Annotated in this window: 14 protein-coding genes and 1 riboswitch; of the genes, 8 read left to right on the forward strand and 6 right to left on the reverse strand. The window is 61.5% G+C overall.

What is annotated here, in order from left to right; genetic code table 11:
- The first annotated feature begins 9 nt into the window (after window positions 1-9).
- Together AC07E3_RS17370 and phoU are read left to right on the forward strand one after the other, a co-directional pair.
- Window positions 10-1212: a sensor histidine kinase gene (locus AC07E3_RS17370; RefSeq protein WP_336071990.1), complete on the forward strand. Its 1203-nt coding sequence runs from the start codon at window positions 10-12 to the stop codon at window positions 1210-1212.
- A 105-nt stretch (window positions 1213-1317) separates the two neighbouring features.
- Window positions 1318-2034, forward strand: coding sequence for a phosphate signaling complex protein PhoU (phoU, locus tag AC07E3_RS17375; RefSeq protein WP_065817205.1), 717 nt, complete (start codon window positions 1318-1320; stop codon window positions 2032-2034).
- Between the two features lie 67 nt (window positions 2035-2101).
- Here phoU and AC07E3_RS17380 read toward each other — a convergent pair whose 3' ends face one another.
- Window positions 2102-2488: a RidA family protein gene (locus AC07E3_RS17380; protein WP_336071993.1), complete on the reverse strand. Its 387-nt coding sequence runs from the start codon at window positions 2486-2488 to the stop codon at window positions 2102-2104.
- A gap of 121 nt (window positions 2489-2609) precedes the next feature.
- Here AC07E3_RS17380 and AC07E3_RS17385 point away from each other — a divergent pair, with 121 nt between their 5' ends.
- A complete protein-coding gene (locus AC07E3_RS17385) occupies window positions 2610-3473 on the forward strand; it encodes a LysR family transcriptional regulator (protein ID WP_478363666.1) in 864 nt (287 codons plus the stop codon).
- Between the two features lie 73 nt (window positions 3474-3546).
- Here the strand turns inward: AC07E3_RS17385 and AC07E3_RS17390 are convergent, their stop codons facing one another.
- Entirely contained in the window at window positions 3547-4062 is a 516-nt protein-coding gene (locus AC07E3_RS17390) for a GcrA family cell cycle regulator (RefSeq protein ID WP_478363615.1), read from the reverse strand.
- Window positions 4063-4436: 374 nt separating this feature from the next.
- On the opposite strand from AC07E3_RS17390, the gene AC07E3_RS17395 reads away from it, so the two are divergent.
- From AC07E3_RS17395 to AC07E3_RS17405, 3 genes are read left to right on the forward strand one after another with little or no spacing between them, the layout of a single operon-like run.
- Window positions 4437-5630, forward strand: a complete 1194-nt coding sequence (locus AC07E3_RS17395; protein WP_478363617.1) for an acetylornithine transaminase — start codon at window positions 4437-4439, stop codon at window positions 5628-5630.
- A gap of 19 nt (window positions 5631-5649) precedes the next feature.
- Window positions 5650-6567: an ornithine carbamoyltransferase gene (gene argF, locus AC07E3_RS17400; protein WP_025029930.1), complete on the forward strand. Its 918-nt coding sequence runs from the start codon at window positions 5650-5652 to the stop codon at window positions 6565-6567.
- Window positions 6549-7550: an Hsp33 family molecular chaperone gene (locus AC07E3_RS17405; RefSeq protein WP_478363619.1), complete on the forward strand. Its 1002-nt coding sequence runs from the start codon at window positions 6549-6551 to the stop codon at window positions 7548-7550. The genes argF and AC07E3_RS17405 overlap by 19 nt, the downstream gene beginning before the upstream one ends.
- Here AC07E3_RS17405 and apaG read toward each other — a convergent pair.
- On the reverse strand, window positions 7543-7935 hold the full coding sequence (gene apaG / locus AC07E3_RS17410) for a Co2+/Mg2+ efflux protein ApaG (protein ID WP_007007647.1): 393 nt from the start codon (window positions 7933-7935) through the stop codon (window positions 7543-7545). The genes AC07E3_RS17405 and apaG overlap by 8 nt on opposite strands.
- A 191-nt stretch (window positions 7936-8126) precedes the next feature.
- Between apaG and AC07E3_RS17415 the strand changes: the two genes are divergently transcribed.
- Window positions 8127-8732, forward strand: coding sequence for a CDP-alcohol phosphatidyltransferase family protein (locus AC07E3_RS17415; protein ID WP_223004697.1), 606 nt, complete (start codon window positions 8127-8129; stop codon window positions 8730-8732).
- Between the two features lie 7 nt (window positions 8733-8739).
- On the opposite strand, the gene AC07E3_RS17420 is transcribed toward AC07E3_RS17415, so the two are convergent.
- The gene (locus tag AC07E3_RS17420; RefSeq protein WP_478363622.1) at window positions 8740-9930 is read right to left on the reverse strand and encodes an O-succinylhomoserine sulfhydrylase; all 1191 of its coding nucleotides are present in this window, start codon (window positions 9928-9930) and stop codon (window positions 8740-8742) included.
- Window positions 9931-9980: 50 nt separating this feature from the next.
- Window positions 9981-10058: riboswitch (SAM riboswitch) on the reverse strand.
- 83 nt (window positions 10059-10141) lie between these two features.
- Between AC07E3_RS17420 and AC07E3_RS17425 the strand changes: the two genes are divergently transcribed.
- Window positions 10142-11233 carry a 2'-deoxycytidine 5'-triphosphate deaminase gene (locus tag AC07E3_RS17425; RefSeq protein ID WP_478363624.1) on the forward strand — a complete coding sequence of 364 codons (1092 nt, stop codon included), beginning with the start codon at window positions 10142-10144 and terminating at the stop codon, window positions 11231-11233.
- A gap of 9 nt (window positions 11234-11242) precedes the next feature.
- On the opposite strand, the gene AC07E3_RS17430 is transcribed toward AC07E3_RS17425, so the two are convergent.
- Both AC07E3_RS17430 and AC07E3_RS17435 read right to left on the reverse strand, forming a co-directional pair.
- Window positions 11243-12040, reverse strand: a complete 798-nt coding sequence (locus tag AC07E3_RS17430) for an ion transporter (RefSeq protein WP_478363626.1) — start codon at window positions 12038-12040, stop codon at window positions 11243-11245.
- Between the two features lie 207 nt (window positions 12041-12247).
- Window positions 12248-14128 (reverse strand): PhoX family protein, encoded by a 1881-nt coding sequence (locus AC07E3_RS17435; RefSeq protein ID WP_478363628.1) that lies wholly within the window; start codon window positions 14126-14128, stop codon window positions 12248-12250.
- Between the last annotated feature and the right edge of the window lie 62 nt (window positions 14129-14190).

A 14190-nucleotide genomic window follows, 5' to 3' on the forward strand; every position in this document is an offset into this window, starting at 1 on the left:
GTTGGCGGTATGAGTGATGAAGAGCGGCAGACGCCGCGAAGACGGATGCTGCGGTACATTGCAAAGAGCGCTGCGCCCCTGAAGCAGGCGCTTCAGGCTTTGGCGAACCGGAAAAATACCACCGAGCAGAGCGAGCGCCCCCGTGTCGTGCGTGGCGACATCGACTCGCTGCCGGCAGTTTATCTGGCGGCGGCCGTGCTTGATCCGCTTTACATTTTCGATGGCGCCGGAAGCATTCTTTATTCCAACGAGGCTGCGGACCTTGCTTTTGGGCCGATGACCAAGAGCGTTTCGCTGCGCCTGAAATTCCGCGCTCCCGAAATGCACGAGCTGGTCAGCCGTGTCATTTCAGGCGCGGAGGAATCGACGGCGATCAATTATTCGGAGCGTGTCCCGGTGGAGCGTGCCTACCGTGTGGTGGCGAGCCGCATCGGAAACGACACTGGTCTCTACGTGCTGATGTTCAAGGATCAGAGCGAGGCGCGCCGGATCGATCGGATGCGGGCAGATTTCATCGCCAATGCGAGCCATGAGTTGCGCACGCCGCTTGCCTCCGTCGCGGGCTTCATCGAGACGCTGCGCGGCCCCGCGCGCGATGATCCAAAGGCACGGGAGAACTTTCTGCAGATCATGCAGAACCAGACGCAGCGCATGGCACGCCTGATCGATGATCTGCTTTCGCTTTCGCGGCTGGAGATGAAGCCCTATCAGAAGCCGAACGCCCAGCTTGATGTGGTGGCGCTGGTCAAGGGGGTGATTGAATCCATGCGGCATATCGCCCGGGAAAACGGGGTCGAAATCGTTTCGGAACTTGGCGATGCGCCGCTGCTTGTGGCCGGGCATTCCGATGAACTGGTTCAGGTGTTCGAAAACCTGCTCGAAAATGCCTGCAAATATGGCAGTTCGGGCGAACGGATACTGGTCTCGGCGGATCAGGCAAGCCCCATGGACGAGGTGCGGGTCAGGGTGCAGGATTTCGGTCCCGGCATTCCCGAAGAACATATTCCCCGCATCACGGAGCGTTTTTACAGGGTCGACGTCGAGACCAGCCGCACGCAGAAGGGCACAGGTCTTGGATTGTCCATCGTGAAGCACATTCTGACACGGCACGATGCGCGATTGTCGGTCAAATCGGCATCGGGCAAAGGCGCGACGTTTGTGGTTCACTTCCCGCCTGTCCCACCATCTGGCACCGGCGCCGAAAGCGCCTGAAACCAGGCCCAGCTTCAACCGTCAGACTTTCATTTTCCCGCCATCACAATAACTTAGAAAGTGCGGGATATAGCGACGCCGGATCGGCCGAGGAGGAATGAAACCATGCAAAACCAGCACACCATGCGGTCCTTCGACGATGAGTTGAATTACCTGTCGGACCAGATCGCGGCGATGGGGGGATATGCTGAGCGCATGGTCGCGGAGGCCGTTGCAGCACTTGTGCAATCGGATTCCGGGCTTGCCCGCAAAGTGGTGGAAGACGACGCTTTTCTTGACGCGAAGGAACGCGAGATCGGCGAACGGGCCGTCATCATCATCGGCAAGCGCCAGCCGGTGGCCGATGACCTTCGGGAAATCGTCGGCGCGATCCGCATCTCCTCGGACCTGGAGCGCATCGGTGACCTCGGCAAGAACATTGCCAAGCGTGTCGTCGCCGTCACCGAAGGCAAGCAGCCCGTCCGTCTCTTTCGTGGGCTGGAAGCGCTGGCCAGCCTGGCGCTTACCCAGCTCAAGGAAGTGCTGGACGTCTATGCATCCCGTTCGGTGGAGCGGATCGGTTTCGTGCGCGACCGGGACGAGGAAATCGACGCGATGTACACGTCGCTGTTCCGGGAACTCCTGACCTATATGATGGAAGATCCGCGCAATATCACGGCCTGTACGCATCTACTGTTCTGCGCCAAGAACATCGAACGCATCGGCGATCACGCGACCAACATTGCCGAGACGGTGCACCACATCGTAACCGGACGTCAGTTGCCGCTCGAGCGTCCGAAGGAAGACCAGAGCCACAGCGTGGTTGCGGAGCCGGACGCGTAGGCGCTTCTTTAAAACCCGGTGCTGCTGCGCTCCGGCCCACGCTCTGCGCGCAGGCCGGAGCGTTGCGTCATGCATTGGCGACAGCAATCGCCTCAATCTCGATCATCGCCTGGGGCGTGTAGAGTGCCTTGACCTCGACAATGCTGTCTGCGGGGTAGGGCGCGGAGAAGAACTCCCGGCGCAGGGTGACGACATCGTCGAATTTCTGCATGTCGGTCACGAAGATGGTCACCTTGGCGATGTCGCTTAGCCTCAGCCCACCGCTTCTGAGCGCCCGTTCCAGGTTTTTGAAAGCGCGCCGGCCCTGCGTGAGAAAGTCACCTTCGACGATCTTGCCGTCATCGCCGTAACCGGCCTGTCCCGAGACAAAGACGAGATTGCCCGCCTGAATCCCCTGAGAAAGCAGGTAGGGGGCATAGGGATCGGGATCGGTGACAATTTGCTTGAGTTGCATGGCTGTTCTCCAGTCAGGTTATGGAGCAGCTATGAACTCCGCGTTGGCCTGTGACAAAAGGCGATTTCTCATCATATAAATGAGTTCTATTCATCTATAGCGGAGACGTATCTTGACCTGGATGCCGTTGCCGGCGCTGCGCACTTTTGTGGAAGTGGCACGGCTCACGAGTTTCAAGAGAGCGGCCGATTCACTCAATGTGACGCCAACGGCGGTCAGCCATCAGATCAGAAAGCTGGAGGAGCAACTGGGCGTCGCCCTATTCGAACGCCATGTCCGGCGCATATCGCTGACCCGGGAGGGCGCGCGCCTTTATCCGGTGCTGGATGAGGCCTTCGGGCGCATTGGCGAGGCGCTGGAAACGGTGCGGCGCGATGCCTCGCAGAGCTCTCTTGTTGTCGCGGCGACCATGGCCGTCTCGACGTTCTGGATTGGACCGCAGGTGCGTGCGTTTCGCGCGGCGTTTCCGGAATTGGGCTGTCGCATCCTCGCCTCCGATGATGTGGTCGACCTGTCGAGCGGGGATGCCGATCTTGCCGTTCGGTTCCAGCGAGATATTGATCCGAACCTCGAAAGCTTCGATCTTGCGCCGGGTCGGTTTGCGCCTGTGGCGGCTCCCTCGCTTGATCCGCAATCGCTGCAGGATACGCCTCTTCTGGCGTTCGAATGGGCTTCACCGCACCCTGAAGCACCCGATTGGGAGCGCTGGTGGCGGTCGGCTGGTCTCGGGCGCTTAAACGCCGGTCGCATCGTGTGGTTTTCGGATGAGGGCCACGCCGTGCAGGCGGCGATGGGCGGTCAGGGCGCCCTCCTTGCAAACCTCAGCCTGCTCGGGCGAGAGCTCGCCACAGGCGTTCTGCAGCGGCTGGATGGCCCGGTCATCTCTTATGGGCAATTCCGCCTTGTGCGCCCGCGCGGGAGGAAAAATTCGGTGCAGGAGGCCGTGTGGCAATGGTGGTGTTCCGCCCTTTCTGGAGCAGGCTGATCCCTTCGGGCAAAGAAAAACCCGGCTGCGACGATGCGTCAGCCGGGTAGTCCAGAGGAGAGTTTTAGCTGTATCAGCGGCTCCTGCGCCGCTCCGATGCTGGCTGGTAGGCAAGGCGGGAGTGATAGGTGCAGTAAGGGCCGTTTTCACCGGCTTCATTGCCGCAGAAGCTGAAATCTTCCGAGAGCGGATCGCCATTCGGCCACTTGCAGGTGGTTTCCGTGAGTTGCACGAGTTCAAGCTTGCGCGAGATGGGAACCACCACGTCCGCGGTTGGGCGAAGGTAGGTCCGCGCCACCGGCTCTTCATCGAACTGTGCCTGAAGGGCCGTCGCGCCAACACTGACCGTGGTCGGCCGGGCGTTGCGGGGGCGGCGCGTCGTGGTCGTGCCCTGGGTCGATGGCGCCGCCTTTTTCTGGCGGGTACGCGGACTGGTCGCGCGGCCACGGCTGGACAGCTTGAGGCGGTGGACCTTGCCGATCACGGCGTTGCGGCTGACACCGCCAAGCTGAGCTGCGATCTGGCTCGCGCTCAGGCCTTCCGCCCACAATTTCTTTAAGGTTTCGACTCTTTCGTCAGTCCAGTTCATCGGGACACGCTCCTGTCCAGCGTGCGGAATCCGAATCCATTCCCGCTCAGCCAAAGCCGAGGGAGCACCATATGATCATGGTAGGTGTGGTCCGCCGCACAAAATGTAGTCTTTTTGCTTGGGCTGAAACTACCTTATCGGCAGACTCCGTGACAAGAGTCCTTACCGTAAGCTGATTCGGTTTTTGGGGTTTTCCCCAATTTGCTGCTTTTTGCTGTCACTGAGCTGTCGTGCCTGCGTGCGTTGACAGGCAAGCGGAAACAACCGATAAATCTCACGAGTGCCGCCCCTTGGGCGGCATTTTGATTTCATTCTTTCGTACCCGTGGCTGTGCGGGGCGAAAACCAATCTCAGGCTCAGCGGAGACCGTGTGGATGCGTGAATCTGCGCTTTATGGAACTTATGCTCGTCAACCTCTCGCGTTTGAGCGGGGCGAAGGGTGCTGGATAGAGACTGCCGACGGCGATCGCTATCTGGATTTCGCCGCCGGTATCGCGGTCAATTCGCTGGGCCATGCCCATCCGCACCTTGTTGCCGCGCTGACGGAGCAGGCTGGCAAACTATGGCATGTCTCCAACATTTACGAGATCCCCGGCCAGGCCCGGCTCGGCGAGCGGCTGGTCGAAAACAGCTTTGCCGACAAAGTGTTCTTCACCAATTCCGGCGCCGAGGCGCTGGAATGCGCCATCAAGACCGCACGGCGCTATCACCACGTCAACGGGCACCCGGAACGCTACCGCGTCATCACGTTTGAGGGGGCGTTCCACGGCCGTACGCTGGCAACGATCGCAGCCGGCGGACAGGCCAAGTATCTTGAGGGCTTTGGCCCGAAGGTCGAGGGTTTCGACCAGGTGCCGTTCGACGATACGGAAGCGCTTCTGAAAACCATAGGCCCGGAGACCGCGGCCATCCTGGTTGAGCCGATCCAGGGCGAGGGCGGCGTTCGCCCGATCCCCAACGCATCGCTGCGGCGTTTGCGGGAATTGTGCGACAGGCACGGTCTGCTGCTCATTCTCGATGAAGTTCAGAGCGGCGTCGGGCGCACGGGCAAGCTGTTTGCGCATGAATGGGCCGAGATCACACCGGACCTGATGGCGGTGGCGAAGGGCATTGGCGGCGGCTTTCCGCTGGGCGCCTGCCTGGCAACGGCGGAAGCGGCCAAGGGCATGACCCCGGGCACCCATGGCACGACCTTCGGCGGCAACCCGCTTGCGATGGCCGTGGGCAATGCCGTGCTGGATGTCGTGCTGGAAGACGGCTTCATGGAGAGCATCAGCCAGAGGGGGCTGCTGTTCAAGCAGAGCCTGGCTGCCGTTGCGGACGAGTTCCCGGACATCGTTGAAGGTGTCCGCGGCGAGGGCCTTATGCTGGGCATCAAGTGCAGGGTGCAGAACCTGCGCCTTCTGGAAGCGCTGCGCGACCAGAAGATGCTTGTGGTGCCGGCCGGCGACAATGTGCTGCGCCTTCTTCCGCCCCTGATCATCACCGAGGATGAGATCCGCGAGGCAGTGAAACGCATTCACGACGCTGCCGCTGCGGTGAGGGCGACTGAAAAAGCCGATGCTTGAGAAAACCAGGGAGACGGGCATGGCCAGCGGTCTGCGCCATTTCATTGATCTTTCGACCGTTGATCCGCAGGACCTGCGGTTCATGCTCGACGATGCGCGGGCGCGCAAGGAACGCCTGAAAGCCGGCGAGCGTGAAAAGCCGTTCGAGGGCAAGGCGCTGGCGATGATCTTCGACAAGCCGTCGACCCGTACCCGCGTTTCCTTTGATGTCGGCATGCGCCAGCTTGGCGGCGAGACGATCATGCTCACGGGTGCGGAAATGCAGCTCGGCCGTTCCGAGACCATTGCCGATACGGCAAAGGTGCTGTCGCGCTATGTAGACGCGATCATGATCCGCACGACAGCCCATGAGCGTCTTGTCGAGCTGGCGGAAAACGCCACCGTTCCGGTGATCAACGGCCTGACCGACGACACGCACCCCTGCCAGATCATGGCCGATATCCTGACTTTCGAAGAGCATCGCGGTCCCGTCAGGGACAGGCTGTTTGCCTGGACGGGTGACGGCAACAATGTGCTGCACTCGCTGATCGAAGCCTCGGCTCGCATGGAGTTTCGGCTTAACATTGCCGTCCCTCCAGGCAGCGAGCCGATGGAAAAATATGTCGACTGGGCGCGCGCCAATGGTGGCCGGGTGACTTTCACGAAAACGGCCGAGGAAGCGGTGGCCGATGCCGACTGCGTTGTGACCGACACCTGGGTGTCGATGGGGCAGGAGCATCGCGCGCGTGGCGACAACGTGTTCAAGCCCTTCCAGGTGAATGAGGCGCTGATGAAGCACGCGAAATCCGATGCGCTGTTCATGCATTGCCTGCCCGCGCATCGCGGCGAGGAAGTGACGGACGAGGTCATCGACGGGCCGCACTCGGTGGTGTTCGACGAGGCGGAAAACCGTCTGCACGCACAGAAAGCGGTACTTGCATGGTGTCTCAACCGGTGACGAGCGAAACGAGGCAGTTGGGCGAATTCGGTTTTGCCGGCGACGATCACGTCGTTCCGTTCGACGTGGATACGCTGGATGTGCGCGGTCGCGCGGTCCAGCTTGGGCCCATGCTCGACCAGATCCTTGCCCGCCACACCTATCCCGAACCGGTGGCGCGGCTGCTTGCCGAAGTCATCGTTCTGACGGTGCTTCTGGGAAGCTCGCTCAAATTCGAGGGCAAGTTCATCGTCCAGACCCGCTCCGACGGGCCGGTCGACATGCTGGTGGCGGATTTCTCCACGCCGAGTTCCATGCGGGCCTATGCGCGCTTTGACGAGGCGCGCCTTGAAGAAGCGATCGCTGCAGGCAGGGACGCTCCCGAGGATCTGCTTGGCGCCGGCGTTCTGGCTTTGACGGTTGATCAGGGCTCCGACATGCAGCGCTATCAGGGCATTGTGCAGCTCGACGGCACCACGCTCGAGGACGTGGCACGCACCTATTTCCGTCAGTCCGAGCAGATCCCGACCGAGGTCCGTCTCGGTGTCGCCAAGATGGTGCTTCCGGGGGGCGAGAGCGGGCAGGAACACTGGCGTGCAGGCGGGTTACTTCTGCAGTTCCTGCCGGGGTCTCCAGAGCGCATGCGCGGCGTCGACCTTCCCGGCGGCGATGGCGACGAGGACCACGACGGCTCGACCCATCCCGAAGACGACGCCTGGCAGGAAGCGCGCATGCTGCTCGCCACCGCGGAGATGACGGAGCTGGTTGACCCCACGGTCGGCGCCGAGCGCCTGCTTTACCGTCTCTTTCATGAGCATGGCGTGCGCGTTTATGAAGGAGCGGACGTGCGCGACGACTGTTCGTGCTCGCGCGACAAGATCAGGTCTGTTCTGGACGGGTTCACGCCGGAAGAGGTGGCTGACAGCATCGAGGATGGCGTCATTCGCGTCACCTGCGAATTCTGTTCGACCGAATACGTGTTCGACCCCGGCGATTTCAGTTGATCCGCGTGGCGGCACCCGGCAGATCGAGCGAGAATGCCGGGATGTCCACGTCAAAGAACGCACCGCGCGGCCCGCGCATCGTATAGCGCCCGACCATGATGCCCGAGGGGGCGGTTAGCGGGCAGCCGGATGTGTAGGTGTAACTGTCGCCCGGCTGCAGCACCGGCTGTTCCCCCACGACGCCCTCTCCGCGCACCTCCTGTACCCGCCCCGTTTCGTCGGTGATGTGCCAGTAGCGCGCGACGAGCTGCACGGTCTCGGGCGAATGGTTCGTGATCGTGATCCGGTAAGCCCAGACGAAATGCCCGTTTTCGGGGTCCGACTGCGCGGACAGGTAGCTGGGTTCGGCGCTTACTTCGATCGATTGGGTGACAGCTCTGTACATGGTTCAAACTCGCCTTGCGCGCATCCGACGCAGGAAGGGTGGGTCCTTCCCGTGAAAGATCAAGAGCATAACAGAGATGACATGGCGGTTCATGTATGAGGTTCGATGATCTTTCATGACGCCATTGTGAGCGGCATGAGAGGTCGAATGGCGTTAAGCATGGGGCATTGAGGACAACGTGCTGGTGAAACATGCTTGACGGTTGGGCGCACCGAAAGATCGATCCCGGATTATCGGCCATGGCCGCTCAGCTTGCGGCAGCGGGGGTGCGCGCCAACGCTGTCACCTATGCGGGGCTTGTCCTGGGGTTGGCCGCCGCTGCCGCCATTGCATTTCAGGCTTACTGGGCCGGGCTCGCCCTCATCCTGGCCAGCCGTTTATGCGACGGGCTGGACGGAGCCGTTGCCCGGATACACGGCAAGACCGATTTCGGGGGGTATCTCGACATCGTTCTGGATTTTGCCTTTTACGGGGCCGTGCCGCTCGGCTTCATCATCGCCGATCCCGGTGCCAACGCAATCGCCGGCGCCGTCCTGTTGCTGGCGTTCTACGTGAACGGGGCGAGCTTCCTCGCCTATGCGATCATGGCGGAAAAGCGCAGGCTCAAGAGCGATGCGCGCGGTGAGAAATCGCTGTTCTTCACCACGGGGCTTGCCGAAGCGAGCGAGACACTGGCCGTATTCGTGGCCATGTGTCTCTTACCGTCCTGGTTCCCGGTTTTTGCCTACGGGTTCGCCGTGCTTACCGCCTACACCACCGTGTCACGCATTGTTCTGGCGGGCAGACGGTTCGGCTGAACCCGCTTCAGGTCGCGTCCAGTGCCCGTTCGATGTCAGTGAGAAGATCGTCACCGTCCTCAAGCCCCACCGAAAGGCGCAGCGTGCCGTCGCCGATGCCCAGTTCGGCGCGGGCCTCGTCAGACAGATTCTTGTGCGTCGTCGTGGCAGGGTGGGTAATCAGGCTCTTCGCGTCGCCAAGATTGTTGGAAATCTGGAAGATTTTGAGGGCATTCTCAAAGGCGAATGCGTCCTTCTTGCCGCCTTTCAGTTCAGCGCAGATCAGGGTCGAACCGCCCTTCATCTGCCGGGCGATGATATCTGCCTGGGGGTGATCCTTGCGTCCCGGGTAGATGACGCGGGCGACCTTGGGGTGGTCGGCGAGCAGATCGGCGATACGGCCGGCGCTCTCGGTCTGCTGGCGCACGCGCAGCGGCAGCGTTTCCAGCCCCTTGAGCAGAGTCCACGCATTGAAGGGCGAGAGGCTTGGCCCTGTATGGCGGAAAAAGTCCTGCAGTTGCTCGTCGATCCACTCCCTGTCCGAAAGAACAACACCGCCAAGACACCGGCCCTGACCGTCAATATGCTTGGTCGCGGAATAGACGACCACATGCGCGCCGAGCTCAAGCGGCTTTTGCAGAAGGGGGGTGGCGAAGACGTTGTCGACCACGAGACGCCCGCCAGCCTCGTTGGCAAGGGCCGCGACGCCGGCGATGTCGGCCACTTCAAGAGTCGGGTTGGTGGGGCTTTCAAGGAAGAAGAGCTTTGTGTTCGGCCGCACGGCGGCCTTCCAGTTTTCAAGCTTCGCGCCGTCGACAAGCGTTGTCTCGATCCCGTAGCGGGGCATCAGCGTTTCAACCACCCAGCGGCACGATCCAAAAAGCGCGCGGCCCGCCACCACATGATCGCCCGCCCTGAGCGAGCAAAGCAGCGCAGCGGTGACGGCGGCCATGCCGGAAGACATGGCGCGCGCCTCTTCGGCGCCCTCCAGCGCGCACATGCGGCGCTCGAACATGTCGACGGTCGGATTGGCATAGCGGGAATAGACGAAGCCCGGTTCCTCGCCCTTGAAGCGGGCTTCCGCCGCTTCCGCGCTATCATAGACAAAACCCTGCGTCAGATAGATCGCTTCGGAGGTTTCGCCAAAATGCGAGCGGGTGACCCCGCCATGAACAAGCGCGGTCTGTGCTTTCCAGTCGTTCTCGGAATTCTCTGTCATCGCTTCTACACCCAACAAAAAAACCGGCCGCGAAAAGCCGCATGCCGGTCCGGTGATCGAGCGCGGCCTTTTAGCGACTTCTTTAACGTGGCTGCAAGCCGACCGGCCAAATCACCACGGGATAAAGGTCCATTAGACCTTCAGGCGCCTTGCGTCAACGACAAGCGGCGCTAAACCTCGTTCAATCAAACCCTGTGCAAGGAGAGGGGCGTTGGCAAAAGCGGGAATTCTGCCGGACAAGGACATTGCGGCACTGTTCGACAATGGGGCGCTCGCCTCGGCCCACCCGCTGGATGGCGACCAGATTCAGCCGGCCAGTCTCGATCTGAGGCTTGGCACCATTGCCTATCGCGTGCGCGCCAGCTTCCTGCCGGGGCCGAACCACCGCGTTTCCGAAAAGCTCGAGAAACTCAAGCTGCACGAAATCGCGCTCGGCGAGGGCGCCGTGCTGGAGACCGGGTGTGTTTACATAGTGCCGCTTCTGGAAGGGCTCGATCTGCCAGATGGCATCTCCGCCTCCGCCAATCCCAAGAGTTCGACGGGCCGGCTCGATATCTTCACCCGTGTGATGACCGACAACGGGCAGGAGTTCGACAAGATCCCCGCCGGCTATTCCGGTCCGCTCTACATGGAGGTTAGCCCACGCACCTTTCCGATCGTGGTGCGCACCGGATCGCGCCTTTCGCAGATAAGGTTCCGCACCGGCAAGGCGCTGCTCGATGAAAGCGCGCTGGCGGACCTGCATGCGCGCGAGACGCTTGTCGCTTCGGACGACCCCAACATCACCGGCGGCGGTATCGCGCTTTCGGTCGATCTGAGTGGTGGCGAAAACGGCTTGATCGGGTATCGCGCAAAACATCACACGGCGCTCATCGACGTGGACAAGCGCGATCAGCACGACATCGCGGATTTCTGGGAGCCGCTGACCGGCGACGGTGCGGGCGGCCTGATTCTCGATCCTGACGAATTCTATATTCTAGTGTCGCAGGAAGCGGTGCATGTGCCGCCGCACCACGCTGCCGAGATGACGCCCTTCGATCCGCTGGTGGGCGAGTTTCGCGTGCACTATGCGGGCTTTTTCGATCCCGGCTTCGGGCATTCGTCCGCTGGCGGCACCGGCAGCCGTGCGGTTCTGGAAGTGCGCAGCCATGAGGTTCCGTTCATTCTCGAACACGGCCAGATCGTCGGCCGTCTCGTCTACGAGCGGATGCTCTCACGCCCCCGTGCGCTCTACGGCGCGGACCTGAAGTCCAACTATCAGGGCCAGTCGCTGAAGCTCTCCAAGCACTTTCGCATGCGCTGACCGCAGGGGTCAGCGCTCTTCGCGCGCCTTTTCGACAGTCAGTGCCTGCACCTCTTTGCGCAGGGCGCGGATTTCATTGAGGATGATCTCCTGCTCGGCCTGCAGGGCCGTGCGTTCTGCCGAAGCCTCTTCATCATGCTCGGCCTGCATGGCCGAGACGATGATACCGATGAACAGGTTGAGCACCGTGAAAGTGGTCGAGACAATGAAGGGGATGAAGAACATCCAGGCGAGGGGATAGACCTCCATCACTGGACGGACAATGCCCATCGACCAGCTCTCCAGGGTCATGATCTGGAACAGCGAGTAGGCGGAGAGGCCAATCGTGCCGAACCAGTCCGGAAAAGAAGCGCCGAACAGTTTGGTGGCCATGACGGCGAACACGTAATAGACGAGACCCAGAAGCAGCATGATGGAGCCCATGCCCGGCAGGGCCGCAATAAGGCCTCCAACCACCCGGCGCAATGACGGCACCATGCTGACCAGCCGCAGAACGCGCAGGATACGCAGGGCGCGCAGCACCGAGAGCCCGGCCGTTGCGGGCACGAGGGCAATACCCACCACCACGAGATCGAAAAGACGCCAAGGGTCACGGAAGAAACTCTGCCGATAAACGGCAAGGCGGGCCAGAAGCTCGGCGACGAACACGCCGAGAATTGCCTGATCCAGCGTCTGGAGCAGTGGACCGAAAGCGTCCATGGCCCGCTCGGAGGTCTCGAGACCGAGCGTAACCGCATTGATGATGATGAGAAGGGTGATGACCGCTTCGAAGCGGCGGGATTCGATCAGGCTCTTGAGCGATTGCACGTTTGGCAGTCCGGTTGGTGATTTGTAGAATTGGGCGGCAAACAGGTGGGATGGAAATGGGGCGACGTCAAGCCGTCCATAACAGTCTGGCCACAAGCGTGTGCTTCATGCGCACAGAGCAGGCAGGCGCGTCACGCTTTGTCACGTCAAAAAAAGAGGCAGGGAGCAGTGCTCCCTGCCTCGTTCATTCATTTGTGTTGGCGGTTCTCAGCCGATGGCTTCACCATCTTCGCGCCAGACGGAGATCACTGCCGAGCGTGGCTTTCCATTGCCGTCCGGCCAGTTGCCGCCCGGATGCTGGATGCCGACGAAGGCGACCTTCCTGTCCGCCGACCAGGTCAGGCCGGTCACCTCGGCGCCGTTCGGAGCTGTGAGAAAGCGGGCGATTTCACCGGTCTCGGGATTGCCCACCAGCATCTGGTTGTTGCCCTGCCCCTCGAACTCGCCTTCATTGCTGTCGTCGCCATCGGTCTGGATCCACAGCATCCCGTCGGAAGAGAAAGCCATGCCATCGGGCGAGTTGAACATGTTGCCTTCGTTGATGTTGTCTGAGCCGGCATAGACATTGTTGTAGGCCTTCGGATTGCCGGCCATGACGTAGAGGTCCCAGGTGAACGTGTCGGCGCCATGGTCTTCGCCTTCCGGCCGCCAGCGAACGATCTGGCCGAAATTGTTGGTCTCGCGCGGGTTGGGGCCGCCGACGGGCTGTTCATCGCCGCCGGCATTGGCCTTGACGCCGCGGTTCTTGTTGTTGGTCAGGGCGCAATAAACCTCGACCCGCAGCGGATTGGCGGCCACCCATTCCGGACGGTCCATCGTGGTGGCACCGACTTTCGATCCGGCCATGCGGGAGAAGACGAGGATTTCCTCGATCGGCATGCCGGTGGTCTCCGGCGTCAGGGCCAGCCATTCGCCGGTCATGTCGTCATTGAACCTGGCAACGTAGAGCGTGCCGTCCGAAAGCAGCCCGTCCGTCGGCTGGCCTTCGGCCCAGGTGCCATTGGATACGTAACGATAGATGAATTCGCCGCGCTCATCGTCGCCCATATAGACCACGACGCGCCCGTCGGCAGCCTGCACCATCTCGGCGTTTTCATGCTTGAAACGTCCGAGCGCGGTGTGCTTGACAGGCGTCGATTCCGGATCGAGCGGGTTGATCTCTGTCACCCAGCCGTGGCGGTTCGGCTCGTTGGGCTCTTTGGACAGGTCGAAGCGCTCGTCGAATTTTTCATAGGCGTAGCGGCCTTCGCCGCCGATACCGTAGCGCACTTCGCCTTCCGTGGCCTCGCGTTCGGCTGTCGTGCCGAAATAGCCGTTGAAGTTTTCTTCGCAGGTCAGATAGGTGCCCCAGAGCGTCTTGCCGGAGCCGCAATTGTTCATGGTGCCCTTCGGCGAGCGGCCTTCCGGATCGGCGTTGGTCCTGACCAGATCGGAGCCCGCGGCAGGGCCGTCCATGGTCATCGGCGTCTCATGCGTGATGCGGCGGTTATAGGGGCTGTCGAGCACCACGGCATAGCCATCGCCACTGTCAGCGATTTCCAGCACCGTCACGCCCTGCATGTTTTTGAGGAGTTTCACCTCGTCCGCATTGCGGGGCATGCCTTCCGCTTCTGCGGGGAGATTGATCTTCGGGTTCACATATTCGGAATTGATGGCAAGGATCGTCCTGTCGCCATCGACAAAGGTCTCCATGCCGTCCGTGTTCTCACCGAACACCCTGTCCGACATCTCGACCGGCACGCCCGTTTCGGGTGAATAGGCGCCTTCTGCATCCTTGAAGAGCGGGTCGCCCCAGCGCACCAGGGGCTTCCAGCTATAACCGGCAGGAACGTGAATTTCGTGATCGGTGGCAATCCCGATTGGCTCGAAATTGAACGTTGCACCCTCCGCCTTTGCAGACGACGTGGAAGAAAGGACGCCCGTTCCCATAACGGCTGCGGCGGAACCGAAGGCGAGCACACCGCCCAGGAACCCGCGACGCGAAATGGCGCGCTCCACAACGGCGTCGAAAGCGTTGTTGTCAGGGCGCGGGTCGCGCATTTCGTCGAATTCGTCCCACGACAGGCGAACGATATCCTGCTTGTTCATGACGGCAGTCCTCTGGCTGTTTGGCTGGATCGAGCCGCCTGTGGCGGCATCTGCCGGTAGTC

This window comes from Nitratireductor lacus (assembly GCF_056431025.1).